We start from the raw sequence: 14,775 nt of genomic DNA on the forward strand, positions 1-14,775 counted from the left end.
TGAAACTCGTTGAATGAATATACATTTTATTGGATAAATAATTATCGGAGGAATAATAGATGAATAATAACAAATTAGGAATATGGCTTCTTGCTGCGCTTGTAGTAGGAAATATGGTTGGCTCAGGAATTTTTATGCTGCCCCAATCCCTTGCAAAAGCTGCCAGTCCTGCCGGCGTAATTCTTGCATGGGTTTTGACGGGTGCAGGCGTTTTAATGCTTTCCCTCGTTTTTGGAAATTTATCTATTCGAAAGCCTGAACTAAATGGAGGCGTACAAATGTATGCCCAAGCACTTTTTTCAAAAGGCTCCCGTGCAGGCATTCTTTCCGGGTATGTCATCTCATGGGGATATTGGATAGCCAACGTAACAGGCAACGTAGCCGTCTTAACAACCTTCATCGGATATCTATCGACATTCTTTCCTATCATGACCAGCAGCGCTACCTTATTTGCTATTGGTCCGGTCAGTGTCAAAACAGGTGGTTTTATTACCTTTCTAATTTGCACCATCATGCTTTGGGTCATGAATGCTATTATTCTTCGCGGCGTTAAACGCACCGGGCAGATTAATTTTGTTGCAACGGCTACTAAGGTAATAGGATTTATGATCTTCATCTGTTTCACTCTTTTTGCCTTTCAAAAAACAAACATTTTTCCACTTGTCCAAGCTCGTACAGGAAGCAATGGAACCTCTCTTAGTCTTCTGGGACAAGTGAACAATGCCGCCATTACCACGCTTTGGGCCTTTATCGGGATTGAATCGGCGGTGATGTTCTCTAACCGTGCTAAAAAGCGATCTGATATAAAGAAGGCAACTGTCATTGGACTTGCTGTATCGCTTGTTATCTATGTTGGGATTACTACTTTAGTGATGGGCAGCTTAACCCAAACAGAACTGATGAACGCTAACAAACCGCTCGTTGATGCGCTGCAAAAAGTAGTAGGACATAATGTGAGCTATGTAATGGCCATTTTTGATCTCATTTCTTTAACCGGCACAACCATTGGATGGATATTTTTAAGTGCGGAAGCTCCTTATCAGGCAGCCAAGCAAGGTTTGTTTCCATCTATCTTTAAAAAGGAAAACAAAAATGGGGTACCATCTGCATCTCTTGTTCTTACAAATCTATTTTCTCAGGCTTTTCTTTTCTTGACCATTTCAGATTCACTCAGCAGTGCATTTAATTTTGTGATTCAGGTAGCCACTCTTGCCTACCTAGTTCCATATACTGCATCTGCACTCTATCAGGTGAAGCTGGTCATCACAGGCAGCACTTATAAAAATCAAAAAAGCCGTTTTACTGACGGGATTATCGCTATCCTTGCGACAATTTACTCCATTTATGTCATCTTTGCCGGTACGTCCAACATGAAAACATTCCTTTTAGGCATTGCATTGTATGCATCAGGAATAGCTTTGTATCCACTTATCATGCGTTCTAGGAAATCATTAGCGCAGCAAACAGATATAAAAAAAGAGGCCATCTAGTATTCCCCCTTTGGGCAGATAGACTAAAAAGAGAACAAACGATTGTTCTTAACGGTCTGCCCAAAGGGGCTTTTTCTATGCGCTCTTATACCCAACAAATGACTGTTAGGATTATGTACAATATCTACTTCTTTGATAGAAAGTCCTTGTTCAAGGGAAATTCTCATAATCATTAGACCTAAAAAAGACGCGCGATTGAACCTTTCCACTCAATTTCTAACATAAATAGCAGCCAAGTCCCCTTAACACCGATGAAGAAAAAAGCCAACCTATCATGTTGATTAGCTTCTTCTTTAGGTTAGGCTCTTTTCGTAAGTTTTGTTGCTATTTGTATAATTGAATCTAGGATACACAGTGTTCGGGCTTGAAAACAAAATGACTGAAAACGAAAAGATGCCAGGATTCCTCACTTATTACATATTCAACACTTTTGCGAAAAGCAACAATCTATGCGAAAACAGCCTTAGGTGAATTATCCATTTCCTACTTTCTTTTCATAGCGTTTATGCATATGGATAAATACATTTGTAATTATTTTGGTCCAGAGAATCACAATAACGATAAACACAAACAGCCAAGCATAGTTTACCCATTTATAAAATTGAAAAAAACCTGCCCACACAAAAATAGGCAAAACAATAAAAGCTAAAATAGCGGATACTAATAGCGTATAAATATAATAATTCTTTTTATGGTTTAGCGTCCATTGGTATACCAGTATATATACAACAGGGGTCAGGGATGCACAAAAGCTAAAGTATGGAAAAATAGGGGCTAATCGATTGGGAAACTCCTATAATCCACATCTTATACCAACTATGTTGAGATAAGTGTACCAAACATGAAAATTAAGGCCATAAAAACCCAAAAGATATATTTTTTTCCGATCAATGAAGAAGAATAAAACAACTAAAGGAATAATTAGCATTAATATATTTACCCAGAATTGCCAGGTAGTAAAGCCAGAATACTTTATCCAATAATGGAATTCTGTATCAGATAAATTTTTTTCTATATTCCTCAGCTTATGAAGATATTCTATTTTTCCAGTTTGCATTGGCAAATCCTCACTAGTTTTTACTATTATTTTTCACCTGTAATGAAAAATTATTCCAACACAATTTAAAACGTTCCATACAGCTTCTAATGTGCAATGAGTAACCAGGTGAAAAAATGTAGCAGTTACGGTTATAATCAAAATGATTCTGCTGTCGGTCATGAACCATTTGCAGGATTTGGACTGACAAAACCGAAAAAAGCGTAAGAGTTGTATTGCTTTTCAAAATGTGGACAATATTTTTACTGTCAGCATGAAAGGAAAGCCAATATGATTAAAATGGTGAAGAAAAAAGAAATAGCCGCCACAGCAGCCATTTCTTTAAATACGATTATGTTAATGTCTAACATTTACCTTTACAATACATTATCGGATTAATCCTATTTATTGAATACAAAACTGGATATTCCCAATTCTAATTTATTAATGGATAAGTGATCCTTCTAAAATTCCACTATCTTTCACCGCTTCAACAGCCCTTTTTAAAATTTCTTCTTCCTGGACTAAAGCAATTCGAACATATCCCTCACCGGATGGACCAAAAGCACTCCCCGGAGTTACCAGGACGCCTGCATTTTCAATCAAATCAGCTGCAAAGTCCACTGATTTTTCGTAATGAGAAGGTATTTTTGCCCAAATGAACATGGTGGCTTGCGGCTTGTCCATTTTCCATCCAATAGCATTAAAGCCTTCACAGAGAACATTCCTTCGCTTTTCATAAGCTTTTTTTGTTTCTTCCACACAGGTTTGGTCTCCCGAAATGGCTGCAATCGCTGCTGTTTGTATTGGCAAGAACATCCCATAATCCACGTTTGACTTCAATGCTTTTAGGCTGGAAACGATCTTTTCATTCCCAACACAGAACCCGATTCTCGCCCCTGCCAGTCCGTATGTCTTAGACAATGAATTAAACTCTACCCCTATATCCTTGGCACCCGGAAAAGACAGAAAGCTCTTTCCTTTTTTGCCATCATAAATCAAATCACTATAAGCATTGTCATGGAGCACAATAATATCATATTTCTTTGCAAAGGCAACCAGGTCTTCGTAGAAACGATCGGGAGCGATTGCCGCAGTAGGATTATTCGGGTATGAAACAAGCATTGCTTTAGCTTTTTGGGCAATTTTCTCTGGAATATCCTCTAAACAAATGACATAATCGTTTTCTTTTTTCTGAGGCATAAAATAAATTTCTGCGCCAGCCAGCATCGGACCATGTGCAAACACAGGGTAGCAAGGATCTGGCACCAATACCACATCTCCCTCATCGATAATGGACATGGAGATATGGGCAAGCCCCTCCTGTGAACCTAATAAAGAACAAATTTCTGTTTTAGGGTTCAGATTTACCTGATATCGCTTATCATACCAGTCACTTACTGCCTCCAATAAGGCATTCTGGTCATTGATCGCATATATGTAGTTTTTTTCATCCGCTGCTGCCGTACATAAGGCATCAATGATATGTTTTGCCGGTGGAATATTAGGAGTGCCTATGCTTAAATCGAACACTTCATCTCCGCTTTCTTGTTTCTTTCTCTTTAACTCCACAATTTTAGTAAAAACACTTTTACCAAATAGATCTAACCTATTTGAAAATTTCATGGTTGTTGTCTCCTTTATGCTTAAACGTTTTTGACTACCAGGAACTTTTAAAGATTTCATTAAAAAGATAACGTTTTTTAGAATCGCTTTAAAATTCTCTTTCTTGCTTCTAGAAAGTTCCTATCATTTTATCAAACTTTCTATCAGTTTTAAATACTGACGACAATGCCGCGCAATGCTAGACAAGGCTATTCCGTTGTGATCTATTTTTTTTATCTTAAATAGCAGGCTTATAAACAAGCTGGACAATCCCTTTTAAACATCTCTTTTTAAAAAAGGCTACCCTAAAATTATCTTTATTACGAGCTCGAAGCATCAAGCCAAACCGACCTCTTGTAATAATGACTAAGTACACGTTATGTGAGAAAGAGCACATTTCCATGCGCCATGTGCGGATGTGAATAGTATGGTAGTCTCTGTTAAATTTCTATGTTAATAACTGCTCTTTTTTCAGCTTATTTTACAGTAAAGAAAGGAACAAAAAGCAAACTTGCTTGCTTTTGTTTCCTTTCTTTACTGCAATCTTTCCACAGAAAGGCGTGTGAAACAGCCGTTTCACACGAATGAGCAAACAACAGAGTCCTTCAACAAAACCAAAAAACTGCCTGGCCTATAGTGAGTCCAATATATCTTCGAGCTTAAATTGAAGCATCATCTGGGTTTTTAAGACTGTTCTTAGCGTCCGTTCGATGCTTTGGTTTACAGCTAATAATTGTGAAACAGAAGATGCTGTAAGACTTACACCAGGAAGTGTTCCGAGTACAGCTTGAAGCTTTTCAGCCTCAGCGTTAATAATGTGTGCCAGCCCCAGCTCTTCAAATGCAATGGATGCCAACAATAGGTTTATTACATCTTGACGAGATAGGTTAATGGATGGAGTCACATTCGGGATATTAGGAAAAGTCAACGTAATCCCTCCTTTTTCATAAGTTCTTTATAATATACTATTTGTTTCTCTTATTGCTTGTGTGAATGAAGCAGGGGTGTTTCATTATTATTTAAGGCTGCTTTCGTATAGAATGTTGCTTTTCATACAATATACAAAGCCTTATTTTGTCAGTCACCGTGGCATCTTTTTAGCCCATTATTCAAGAGCTTGAATACGGATCCTAATATTTTATTTTTTCTATGAGCAAAAAAATTCATGTTAAGGGCCCTTATTCAAGTTGGCTTATCATCATTTTCAAGGATTGTTTATCCTCACCTTGGAAGTTTTTGTTTACGATTTCCTCTAAATTGATATCCACTTTTTTAGAGATTTTAGCCATAGATTCAAAAGCATGCAAGTATTCTGGAGAAATGGCGATCGAATGCAAATAGGAAATAACGGCTTCCACTTCTTTTCCAAGATTCTCCTCGCACAGCCCTTTATAATGCCAGGCCTGGAAGGTTCCAACACCCCGCAAAATTAAATGATGAATATTATCTTCTCCCATTTCAATACATGTTTCAAAGGTTTTTAGAGCTTCATTATATTTTTTCAAAGAATAAAGAATGAGACCTTTAAAAAAGTAAAGATCAACGTAATCAGGGTATAGGATAATCGCCTTTTCAATGCCTGGCCATGCCCCTTCAAAGCTGCCCATGGAGATAAGAATGGAGTATTTCAACTTATATACCATCGAAGGTGGAAGCAAACCTTCCAATAAAAAGGCCTTAATAGAGGCATTTACTCTCTTAAATGCTTCTTTAAATTGGCCTTTTCTATAATGCTCCATCGCTATATAGTATTGAGCCCAATAGACATTTTCCTTTGCTTTGAGCTGTTCTTTCAGCATTTTAATATTTCTTTCAAATTTCCCTTTTTTATCTACAACCGGGTCTAAGTAACCATAATGATGGACTTTTATATCCACATGGCCGATTCGTTCTTGGTTAATCCCGTTAATCTCCAAACACTCATGAATTTTATTGATGAATTTAATTCCAGTATTACGGCGAAATAACCTTGTATGGGCTATATCTGTCGTTTGGTCTTTAATAGCTTCTTTTCCATGGTAATTCACCAAATGAATCGTTAGAACGTCATAATCTGCAAAGTGATTCCCCTTATGCAATTTATCCTTATCCAATGAATCTAGTTCTTCATCGGCATCCAGCCACAGTATCCACTCACCTGTAGCCTTGTTAATCCCGAAATTTCTCGCATCAGCAAAGCTCCCATTCCACTTAAATTTTTCTATGACTGCGCCATGTGACTGGCAAATTTCAATGGTTCTATCTGTAGATCCTGTATCAACAATAATGATTTCATCGACAAGATCTTTAACACTGGTTAAACATTTATCAATAAACTCCTCTTCATTCTTAACAATCATACATAGCGACAAGTTTGTTCCTTTCAAAAATCCCCCCACCTTTCTCTACTCAGTATATTAAGGAAATTCGCGGATTCTTTAGGCGTCACCACATTTTAGTTCACTTCCAAATTATCCCTTTCTCAAATTAAGAATAGCGAGGATATAGCCTATTACTGATAGAGCGTACACCCTAAGAAACCATTAGAGTATCGAAGTTTTTACTCTGATGATTAAAGCAGATGGCACGAGACTCCTGCGGGATCAGCGAGTTAGAGGAGGCCCCGCAGGAGCATAGCGACGAGAGGAGGCTCCACTACCGCCCCGGGGAATGCGATTGCCTGCGTGAAAATCAATAGCCAATTTATAAGAAAAAACTAATTTCAATTTATATAACAAAAATAATTTCTAATATCCGACTTTTCGTTTTTGATTATGAATAGGCGACCCATTTTTAAAACCACTGAATACACTAAAGATAGTTACGCCTTATTAATGGAGGTTTGTATAATGAAGGTCGCACTCTTAACCATGTTTAACGGGCTTGAAAGTACTTATTCTTTAGTGAATGTTGTAGCTGAACAGCTTCGCATGCTTTTAGAAGCAGAAATTGAGACCAAATTAATCGTCAGTGAACATTGTCCTGATCGTGAACGGCACGGAATCTTTTTAGATGAGAGAATTAAATGGATAAAAGCCGTAAATCAAATCGATGGCCAAATTATTCATTGGAGGGATTATTCTAAACCAACGGGAAAAGTTCACGACAGCTTTTTTAAAGAAGCAGAGGTAATAGCCGAAGACCTTTTAAAACACCTATCTGATGTGGATGTTTGCATCATGCACGATATTCATTATCAGGGCTGGCACCTTATTCATAATGTCGCCATAAGAAAAGTACAAAAACAACTGCCAAATTTAAAGTTCATTGCGTTTACTCACTCTGCACCTGTAAGCCATCCCAAGAAAACGGAATGGCCCCTTTCTGCACGTTACAGCCAAATGCCGAATACTATTTATGCTTATCCAACCCAGTCAGGTATCCCCGCTCTTGCCAAACAATATAAAGTACCAGAGGGAATGTGCCGTGTTGTTAACAACAGCCTCGATCTACTCAGTTTTCTAAGTGAGGATGTTAAAGCATTAGCTGAGGAAACAGATTTATTGACACCTGATTTCTTAGTGGTCTATCCCGGCCGATTAACACAATCTAAAAAATTCGAAAAGGTAGCAGCACTTTGCGGAGCGATTAAAAAAGTTAGCGGTCAAAATGTAAAAGTCATTTTTTGTGATTTCCCATCTCAGGATATTGAAACAGAAAACTATAAACTCCATATTCAATTGCAAGGAATAAAGCAGGGTCTCGAAGCTGGCGATATGGTATTCACCTCAGATATAGGTTTTTCAAATGGTTTTCCGAGAAAATCTGTCCTGGAATTATTTTCGTTATCCAACCTGTTCATATGCCCTTCGTTTTCAGAATCATTCGGTTTAACGGTAATTGAAGCGGCCAGCAGGGGGAATTTTCTCATTGTGAACGAAGCCGTACCTGCTCTTGAGGAACTAGGCAAAAACCTGAACGCCTACTTCATGCGATGGGATGCCCGCAATTTCGGTTTTGACACCAAGGAAACCTATCATCCTTCTGAGAGTGCATATCTGGAGGAACATGCAAATTTAATTATAAGGAGTATTATAGAAAATCCTGTCCTTAACGCTAAGACCTTAGCAAGGCAACGGTATAGCCCTCAATGGGTATGGAAGAATCAACTTGAACCTTTGTTACTTCGTTAATAAGATCTATAACAAAAGTTCTTAGTGATATTCGATATAAGGCACTCTAAAAAAGAGGAGGTCTCACATAAACCTAGCTGTGAGGCGTCTTCTTTTCCTTTTGATAGATGGTAGCTATTTTCAATTATGCCGAGGCTGCGATAAATCTGTATTTATAAAATAGCTGCAGCAGTATGGCAAATGAAAAAGCCCGTTTTATTTGAACGGGCTTTGAACAGACTGCTTTTTGGCATGGTCTTTATTATTTAAATAATTATTGCCATTTTCATATTTTTCTAGTCAGTGTAGTTCCGGCATCGCCAAGGAATATCAGGTAAATGGGAAGAACTTTTTGGACGCCAACAATCGTACTTGCCGGGGGACATGGCAAAGCTATCCCGGCAAATTTCTCTCCGATTAGAACTCTTCAATTCTGAAGCAAACCTCGAAACCATGCCTGGGGCAGTGGTATGTTGTTGTGCTAGTTGTACTTGTGGTCGTTTTTGTTGTTGTGCTTGTTGTGCTTGTGGTGCTCGTTGTGCTTGTGGTGCTTGTTGTGCTTGTGGTGCTCGTCGTGCTTGTGGTGCTCGTCGTGCTTGTGGTGCTCGTCGTGCTTGTGGTGCTCGTCGTGCTTGTGGTGCTCGTCGTGCTTGTGGTGCTCGTCGTGCTTGTGGTGCTCGTCGTGCTTGTGGTGCTCGTCGTGCTTGTGGTGCTCGTCGTGCTTGTGGTGCTCGTCGTGCTTGTGGTGCTCGTCGTGCTTGTGGTGCTCGTCGTGCTTGTGGTGCTCGTCGTGCTTGTGGTGCTCGTCGTGCTTGTGGTGCTTGTGGTGCTCGTCGTGCTTGTGGTGCTCGTCGTGCTCGTCGTGCTTGTGGTGCTCGTCGTGCTTGTTGTACTCGTGGTGCTCGTGGTAGATTCAGCCGCGATTAAATCTAATACATCCTCTAATTTGAATTGAAGCATCATTTCGGTTTGTAAAATGGTTTGTAACGTTCTATTAACGCTTCCATTAACAGATAACAATTGGGATATACTTGAAGCCGTAAGACTTACACCAGGCAAGGTTCCTAGAACCGCTTGGAGCTTTTCTGCCTCGGCATTAATAACGTGAGCTAACCCTAATTCCTCAAAGGCAATGGATGCTAACAATAAATTTGCTACATCTCCAGGATTAAGGTTAATGGATGGTGTTACATTCGGTATATTAGGAAATGTCACCAAATTCCCTCCTTTTTCTTAAGTTAGTTACAAGATATTAAGAATTTCTTTCATTGACTGTGTGAATGGAGTGGGTATAAACGGATTTTTGCATGTTTTTTAATCGTTAGGTAAAAGACATTCTTTTATAACCTGCAATACTTTAGGACTACTGCCATAGGATTGCAAGTGATGAATGAAATCTGGCGGGCTTTTGGAGGGATTTGATTAAAATGAAGGATTTATTACATTAAAATTCTACAGAAAAAGATAAGACTACATCCGTATTATGAACATATAATGATAATGACTTTGATTTTTAAGGAGTAATGAATAGTGCTTATTTCAAATTTAAACGAAGATAGGAACATTCCTTCATTTGAAGAAGTGTTCATAAAATTATTGCAATCTGTTGCAGAAGAAGAAATGGCACTTGCAAATTTCATTTCTATAGAGGCTGACAAAATAAATGTTTTCGCTGTCGAAAATTTCAATCATGCCTCCCTCAAAAATACGGAGGTCTTAGAATTCAATCAATCCATTCTGAGAATTATTGATTCTGTGATGAAGAGAGATTGGCTTTTATATAAGAAACTTGAAATGATTTTTTCTTTTACAGAAAAAGTAGAGTTACATCAATGTTCTGAATCACTTCGAAACATTCATGTTGAAAAAGACCAAGACTATTGGGCAAAAGCAGATCAAAACTTCGTTTACAAGTACAAGGATATTATTATAAATAAACAAAAATTTTTAAGTCACCACCTATTGGCCGTAAACACTCTCATGCAAAATACTAATAAAAGTAAAATTAAAAAAGAGCATTTTCTTTTCATAGAAAATACAGCAGAAAAAATAATGAATACTGTCATTGAATTGCACAGCCTTCAAATAAAAAAATTGAACCTAATTAAGTGCCCACGATAAAAACATTTGCTCACCGCCAAACTGAAACATCTCCCATATATACTTTCATTAGATATTATCCAATCAACATTCATTAGTTAAACTTAGTTTCAATGCTTAGAAAAAAATCTTTTTCAAATAAATAAACATCCTCAGCTTGTAGGGAAACCCTTCTCAATAATGCTCCATTGCAATTTTTTATTTTCTGACACTAGGTTAACAGCCTGACTAACCTATCGTTTCAAAATAATGTCCCACGACAAACTCAAAATGGCTGTCGAGAATATCTTGACAGCCTGAGGGTATTTTTTTTTTACTTCCCATTTTTGTTTCAAAGTAAGTGTAGAATTCTTTTTACCAGGTTGGATCTATTTTTTCCTCATCCTCCGATTGCTTTGGATACATTGGAATTCCCAGTAATTCTTCAAGCTTAAATTGCAATAATATTTCTTTTTTAATAATTATTTCAATAATCTTTTCTACACTTCTGCTTGCTTCCAGTAAATCCCCCAAGGTCTCTGCCTGTTGTATAGCCTTCTGGAGTTTTTCTCCCTCTGCATTTAGTAAATTTGAATGGCCGATTCCTTCCAAGGCTACAGATGTAAGCAAAAGGTTAATGACGTCTCCCCTTTTTAATTTTAATTCCGGATTTATATTTGGAATATTAGGCATAGACAAATTACGTCACCTCCCGTAATTACACTCGTTTTATTTATATGATTTTAAATGGTTGTCTTATTTCACTATTTTTTATAAACCTCAATTTGCTCTGCTTATTTCGGATACAGTCATCAAAACTCTGCTTGGGCTTTTATCCTTATATCCTTATCCTTTCATGTACTCGGTCATTACGTTAGAATTGATGATATCAAAAAGTAAATTAATAAAATATTTTTCTGTATTAAATTTCAATGTTGATATATGCTCGTTTTTCAGCTCATTTTACAATATAGAAAGAAACCAAAAGCAAACTTGTTTGGTTTTGGTTTCTTTCCTTACTATAACCTTTCAGCTATGCTGAAAGGCGTGTGAAACGCCGTATCACACGAATGATCTAAAAACAATAGTACCCTTTAACAAAGCCTTGAACAAAAAGGTTCTTCATTCCAATCCATTCCATTCCCAGTTTTCCACCTCTGGTAAATCTGTCCCTTCAGTAGGAATAAATTGCCTGTGCTTTTCAAGGATATTGTCCATTTCCTGAATAATATTCTCACTTTTTTTAACATCAGGAAGATTCCTTACAGCTTCTTTAACTAAATTGTAACGGTCCATTTGATTTATGACACGCATATCAAATGGGGTGGTAATATCTCCATTTTCACGGTAACCATGAATGTGTACGTTACGGTTGTGGCGATCAAAGAGCAAATTTCTAATTAAGCCTTCAAAGCCATGGAATACGAAAATAACTGGCTTTTCTTTTGTGAAAAACTGATTAAATTCCTCATCAGATAAGCCTCGCGGATCAAGCCTTTGGCTTCTGAGTTTTAGTATATCCACAACATTGATAAAACGAATCTTCAGCTCAGGCAGCTTTTCATGCAAAATGCTTATGGCAGCCAAGCTCTCAAGATTCGGTTCAGTTCCACAAGCCGCTATCACCAGATCCGGTTCAGCACCCTGATCTGTGCTTGCCCATTCAATTCTTTTTAAACCCTTTTCCACTAATTCCTTTGCTTCGCTGGCAGAGAACCATTGCGGACGGGGATGCTTAGAAGAAACAATCAGGTTGATCTTTTGCCTGTCATTTAAGACTTTGTCAAAGACGGCAAGCAGTGTGTTTGCATCCGCTGGCAGATACTCTCGAATAAACTCCGGCTTTTTATCAGCCAGGTGGCCTAATATTCCCGGATCCTGGTGGGTATAGCCGTTATGATCCTGCTGGAATACTGTCGAAGAAGACACAATATTTAACGAAGGAATATCAGCCCGCCACTTTTGATCAGATGCCTTTCGCATCCATTTAAAGTGCTGGGTTAACATAGAGTCGACCACACGCAAAAATGATCCATAGCTTGCAAAAAAACCATGGCGGCCTGTCAGAACGTAACCTTCCAGCATTCCTTCAGCCTGGTGCTCAGATAATTGTGAATCAATGACACGACCCTTTGCACCTAAAAATTCATCATTCGGTTCGCGGATGGATGCCTCCCATTGTCGATTGGTTACGTCAAACAGCGGAGACAGCCGGTTAGACATAGTTTCATCCGGGCCAAATATTCTAAAGTTGCGGTTTTTCCGGTTTTCTTGTATAACAGCCTTTAAGTAATTACCTAGAACCTCCATATCCTGCGCTTTGGCTTTCCCAGGCACAGAGTTATCCAAGGCATATTGTCGAAAATCTGGAAGCTGCAGATCGACAACATGCTTTCCTGCGTTTGCGACAGGATTCATCGCCATGCGTTTTTCCCCTTTAGGGGTGATCCCTTCAATGTCAGGCTTAATACGGCCAGTTTCATCAAATAGATCTTCCGGTTTGTAGCTTTTTAACCACTCCGTTAGTGCATCGGAATATTCCATATTTTGCTGATTTACAGAAAGCGGAATCTGGTGTGCCCGAAATGAGCCTTCGATGGGTACTCCATTTTTTTCTTTGGGGCCAGTCCATCCTTTAGGTGTCCTGAATACAATCATGGGCCATCGCGGGTGAACAGACTTATTGGATTTATGGGCACCTTCTTGGATTGCTTTAATTTTCTCTATGACAGTATCGAACACTTTTGCCATTTCCGGATGCAGCTTTTCGGGATCATCCCCCACCACAAAGAATGGTTCCCATGCCATACCTTCAAAATATTTGGTTAAATCCTCATCATTTACACGTGATAAAATCGTCGGGTTACTTAACTTGTAACCATTTAAATGTAAAATGGGCAAAACAGCTCCGTCATTTACTGGATTGATGAACCGATTGGAAAACCAGGATGCAGCTAGCGGCCCTGTTTCAGCTTCCCCATCGCCAATAACGACAGCAGCAATCAAATCGGGATTATCCAGTATGGCACCAACGCCGTGAGAAAGTGAATATCCGAGCTCTCCCCCTTCATGAATGGATCCCGGTGTTCCGGGAGCAGCATGCGAAGCAACACCCCCCGGGAATGAAAATTGCCGAAATAATTTCTTCATTCCATTGATATCCTGTGAGACTTCGGGATAGATTTCACTGTAGCTCCCATCAAGATAGGAGTTGGAAACCATTACTTGGCCGCCGTGTCCAGGTCCTTCAATATACAGGATGTTTGCATCATATTTATTAATGACACGGTTTAAATGGGCATAAATAAAATTTTGCCCCGCAATGGTCCCCCAATGTCCGATAGGTTTTATCTTTACGTCAGCAGCCTTAAGAGGATTTCTAAGCATAGGATTATCTTTTAAATATAATTGACCCACTGAAAGATAATTGGCCGCTCTCCAGTAGGCATCCAGTTTATTCAAATAATCTTTAGAGGAAAAATCCATCAGTTTAGTAGATTGATGCATTTCTTATCACCATTCCTTATTTAAAATATTCATTTACAATGTTGATATATAGAAGAATCCCGGCTCTTTTTAAAGGCTTTAAAGAGTTTCTCTATACACCTACCCCATTTTTCCAATAAGATTCATTGAGAAAAATGAATTTGTTGTTTATATTAGAGAATATTTATTAATGGCTTTGTTGTTTGAACATAGAATTTTAATAGCCTTAATAAAAAATTATTAACTTCTCTTTTTAAAAAACCTTAATTGGAACTGTCTAAGATATGATATGATGAGGAGATATGTTAACTATTTTATTTTTGAGTTAACATTTATTGAATGGAAACTGACTGCTATCTGGAGGGAAGGATTATGTATAAACTTCGCGGTCACCACCTTTTTTGCCTTTTAGGCTATCGTGGGATGGGATACTCAAAAGAATATGTGGAAAATATGACACTTCTGCATCAAACTCTTAGAAACAACCCCAAAACATCCATCCAGATAATAAAGGGACCGGATCAGTTATGTGAAAAGTACCCAAACTCAGGTGAGTACCATTGTCTTGATAGACACATTTATGAAAGGGATGCGGCTATCCTGGATAAATTAGGTTTGAAGATTGGACAAATTCTTTCATGGGAATTTATTGAGTCTTGCATACGAAAGCATATAACCCCCTCGGACATACAGCTTGTGTGTGAAACCTGTTCCTGGCGTTCATATGGAGTTTGTGAAGAAGGAATTCAAGATCTTCATGAAGGTAAAGGTTTAAGAGAAATTAAATAATACAGTTTAAAATATGTAAAGGATCTCATTGATCCTGCCATTTTCATAGAAGGATAATCAGTTCCAGCAATCCTTCAAAAAGACTTTTAAAATATAAAATAAGAAAAGCGCAAGCGCCTTGCTCATCGGCGTACGGATTTTGTATTCTTTGACTGAGAGATAGGGAACACAGCAATTAATTATTAAAGAGGCTTTAGAC

Annotated in this window: 10 protein-coding genes and 1 pseudogene; 5 read left to right on the forward strand and 6 right to left on the reverse strand. The window is 38.2% G+C overall.

What is annotated here, in order from left to right; translation table 11 throughout:
• Positions 1-59 precede the first annotated feature (59 nt).
• The gene (locus A5N88_RS09325) at positions 60-1,490 is read left to right on the forward strand and encodes an amino acid permease (protein ID WP_066265080.1); all 1,431 of its coding nucleotides are present in this window, start codon (positions 60-62) and stop codon (positions 1,488-1,490) included.
• A 1,480-nt stretch (positions 1,491-2,970) separates the two neighbouring features.
• On the opposite strand, the gene A5N88_RS09335 is transcribed toward A5N88_RS09325, so the two are convergent.
• From A5N88_RS09335 to A5N88_RS09345, 3 genes are all read right to left on the reverse strand, one after another.
• Positions 2,971-4,152 (reverse strand): aminotransferase class I/II-fold pyridoxal phosphate-dependent enzyme, encoded by a 1,182-nt coding sequence (locus tag A5N88_RS09335; protein WP_066265082.1) that lies wholly within the window; start codon positions 4,150-4,152, stop codon positions 2,971-2,973.
• A 610-nt stretch (positions 4,153-4,762) separates the two neighbouring features.
• Positions 4,763-5,059, reverse strand: coding sequence for an alpha-helical endospore appendage domain-containing protein (locus tag A5N88_RS09340; RefSeq protein WP_066265084.1), 297 nt, complete (start codon positions 5,057-5,059; stop codon positions 4,763-4,765).
• 250 nt (positions 5,060-5,309) lie between these two features.
• Entirely contained in the window at positions 5,310-6,497 is a 1,188-nt protein-coding gene (locus tag A5N88_RS09345) for a glycosyltransferase family 2 protein (RefSeq protein WP_066265086.1), read from the reverse strand.
• 462 nt (positions 6,498-6,959) lie between these two features.
• On the opposite strand from A5N88_RS09345, the gene A5N88_RS09350 reads away from it, so the two are divergent.
• Both A5N88_RS09350 and A5N88_RS25480 read left to right on the forward strand, forming a co-directional pair.
• Complete coding sequence (locus tag A5N88_RS09350) at positions 6,960-8,243, forward strand: glycosyltransferase (protein ID WP_066265088.1); 1,284 nt, start codon at positions 6,960-6,962, stop codon at positions 8,241-8,243.
• Positions 8,244-8,700: 457 nt separating this feature from the next.
• Entirely contained in the window at positions 8,701-9,177 is a 477-nt protein-coding gene (locus A5N88_RS25480) for a hypothetical protein (protein ID WP_198160225.1), read from the forward strand.
• Between the two features lie 29 nt (positions 9,178-9,206).
• On the opposite strand, the pseudogene A5N88_RS26555 reads toward A5N88_RS25480, so the two are convergent.
• Positions 9,207-9,437: pseudogene (locus A5N88_RS26555) on the reverse strand (alpha-helical endospore appendage domain-containing protein); the annotation flags it as partial.
• A gap of 315 nt (positions 9,438-9,752) precedes the next feature.
• On the opposite strand from A5N88_RS26555, the gene A5N88_RS09360 reads away from it, so the two are divergent.
• Positions 9,753-10,343 (forward strand): alpha-helical endospore appendage domain-containing protein, encoded by a 591-nt coding sequence (locus A5N88_RS09360; protein WP_066265091.1) that lies wholly within the window; start codon positions 9,753-9,755, stop codon positions 10,341-10,343.
• Positions 10,344-10,676: 333 nt separating this feature from the next.
• On the opposite strand, the gene A5N88_RS09365 is transcribed toward A5N88_RS09360, so the two are convergent.
• Positions 10,677-10,994 carry an alpha-helical endospore appendage domain-containing protein gene (locus A5N88_RS09365; RefSeq protein WP_232317625.1) on the reverse strand — a complete coding sequence of 106 codons (318 nt, stop codon included), beginning with the start codon at positions 10,992-10,994 and terminating at the stop codon, positions 10,677-10,679.
• 429 nt (positions 10,995-11,423) lie between these two features.
• The gene (locus A5N88_RS09370; RefSeq protein WP_066265096.1) at positions 11,424-13,808 is read right to left on the reverse strand and encodes a phosphoketolase family protein; all 2,385 of its coding nucleotides are present in this window, start codon (positions 13,806-13,808) and stop codon (positions 11,424-11,426) included.
• 351 nt (positions 13,809-14,159) lie between these two features.
• Here A5N88_RS09370 and A5N88_RS09375 point away from each other — a divergent pair, with 351 nt between their 5' ends.
• A complete protein-coding gene (locus A5N88_RS09375) occupies positions 14,160-14,576 on the forward strand; it encodes a DUF1284 domain-containing protein (protein ID WP_066265099.1) in 417 nt (138 codons plus the stop codon).
• Positions 14,577-14,775 lie beyond the last annotated feature (199 nt).

The organism is Heyndrickxia acidicola, from assembly GCF_001636425.1.
Taxonomy (GTDB): Bacteria; Bacillota; Bacilli; order Bacillales; family Bacillaceae_C; genus Bacillus_AE; species Bacillus_AE acidicola.

Bases quoted from the DNA above. Each gene is read 5' to 3' on its own strand.
- A5N88_RS09365 (WP_232317625.1), bottom strand. From the start codon at position 10,994: ATGCCTAATATTCCAAATATAAATCCGGAATTAAAATTAAAAAGGGGA.
- A5N88_RS09350 (WP_066265088.1), top strand. From the start codon at position 6,960: ATGAAGGTCGCACTCTTAACCATGTTTAACGGGCTTGAAAGTACTTAT.
- A5N88_RS09325 (WP_066265080.1), top strand. From the start codon at position 60: ATGAATAATAACAAATTAGGAATATGGCTTCTTGCTGCGCTTGTAGTA.
- A5N88_RS09370 (WP_066265096.1), bottom strand. From the start codon at position 13,808: ATGCATCAATCTACTAAACTGATGGATTTTTCCTCTAAAGATTATTTG.
- A5N88_RS09375 (WP_066265099.1), top strand. From the start codon at position 14,160: ATGTATAAACTTCGCGGTCACCACCTTTTTTGCCTTTTAGGCTATCGT.
- A5N88_RS09335 (WP_066265082.1), bottom strand. From the start codon at position 4,152: ATGAAATTTTCAAATAGGTTAGATCTATTTGGTAAAAGTGTTTTTACT.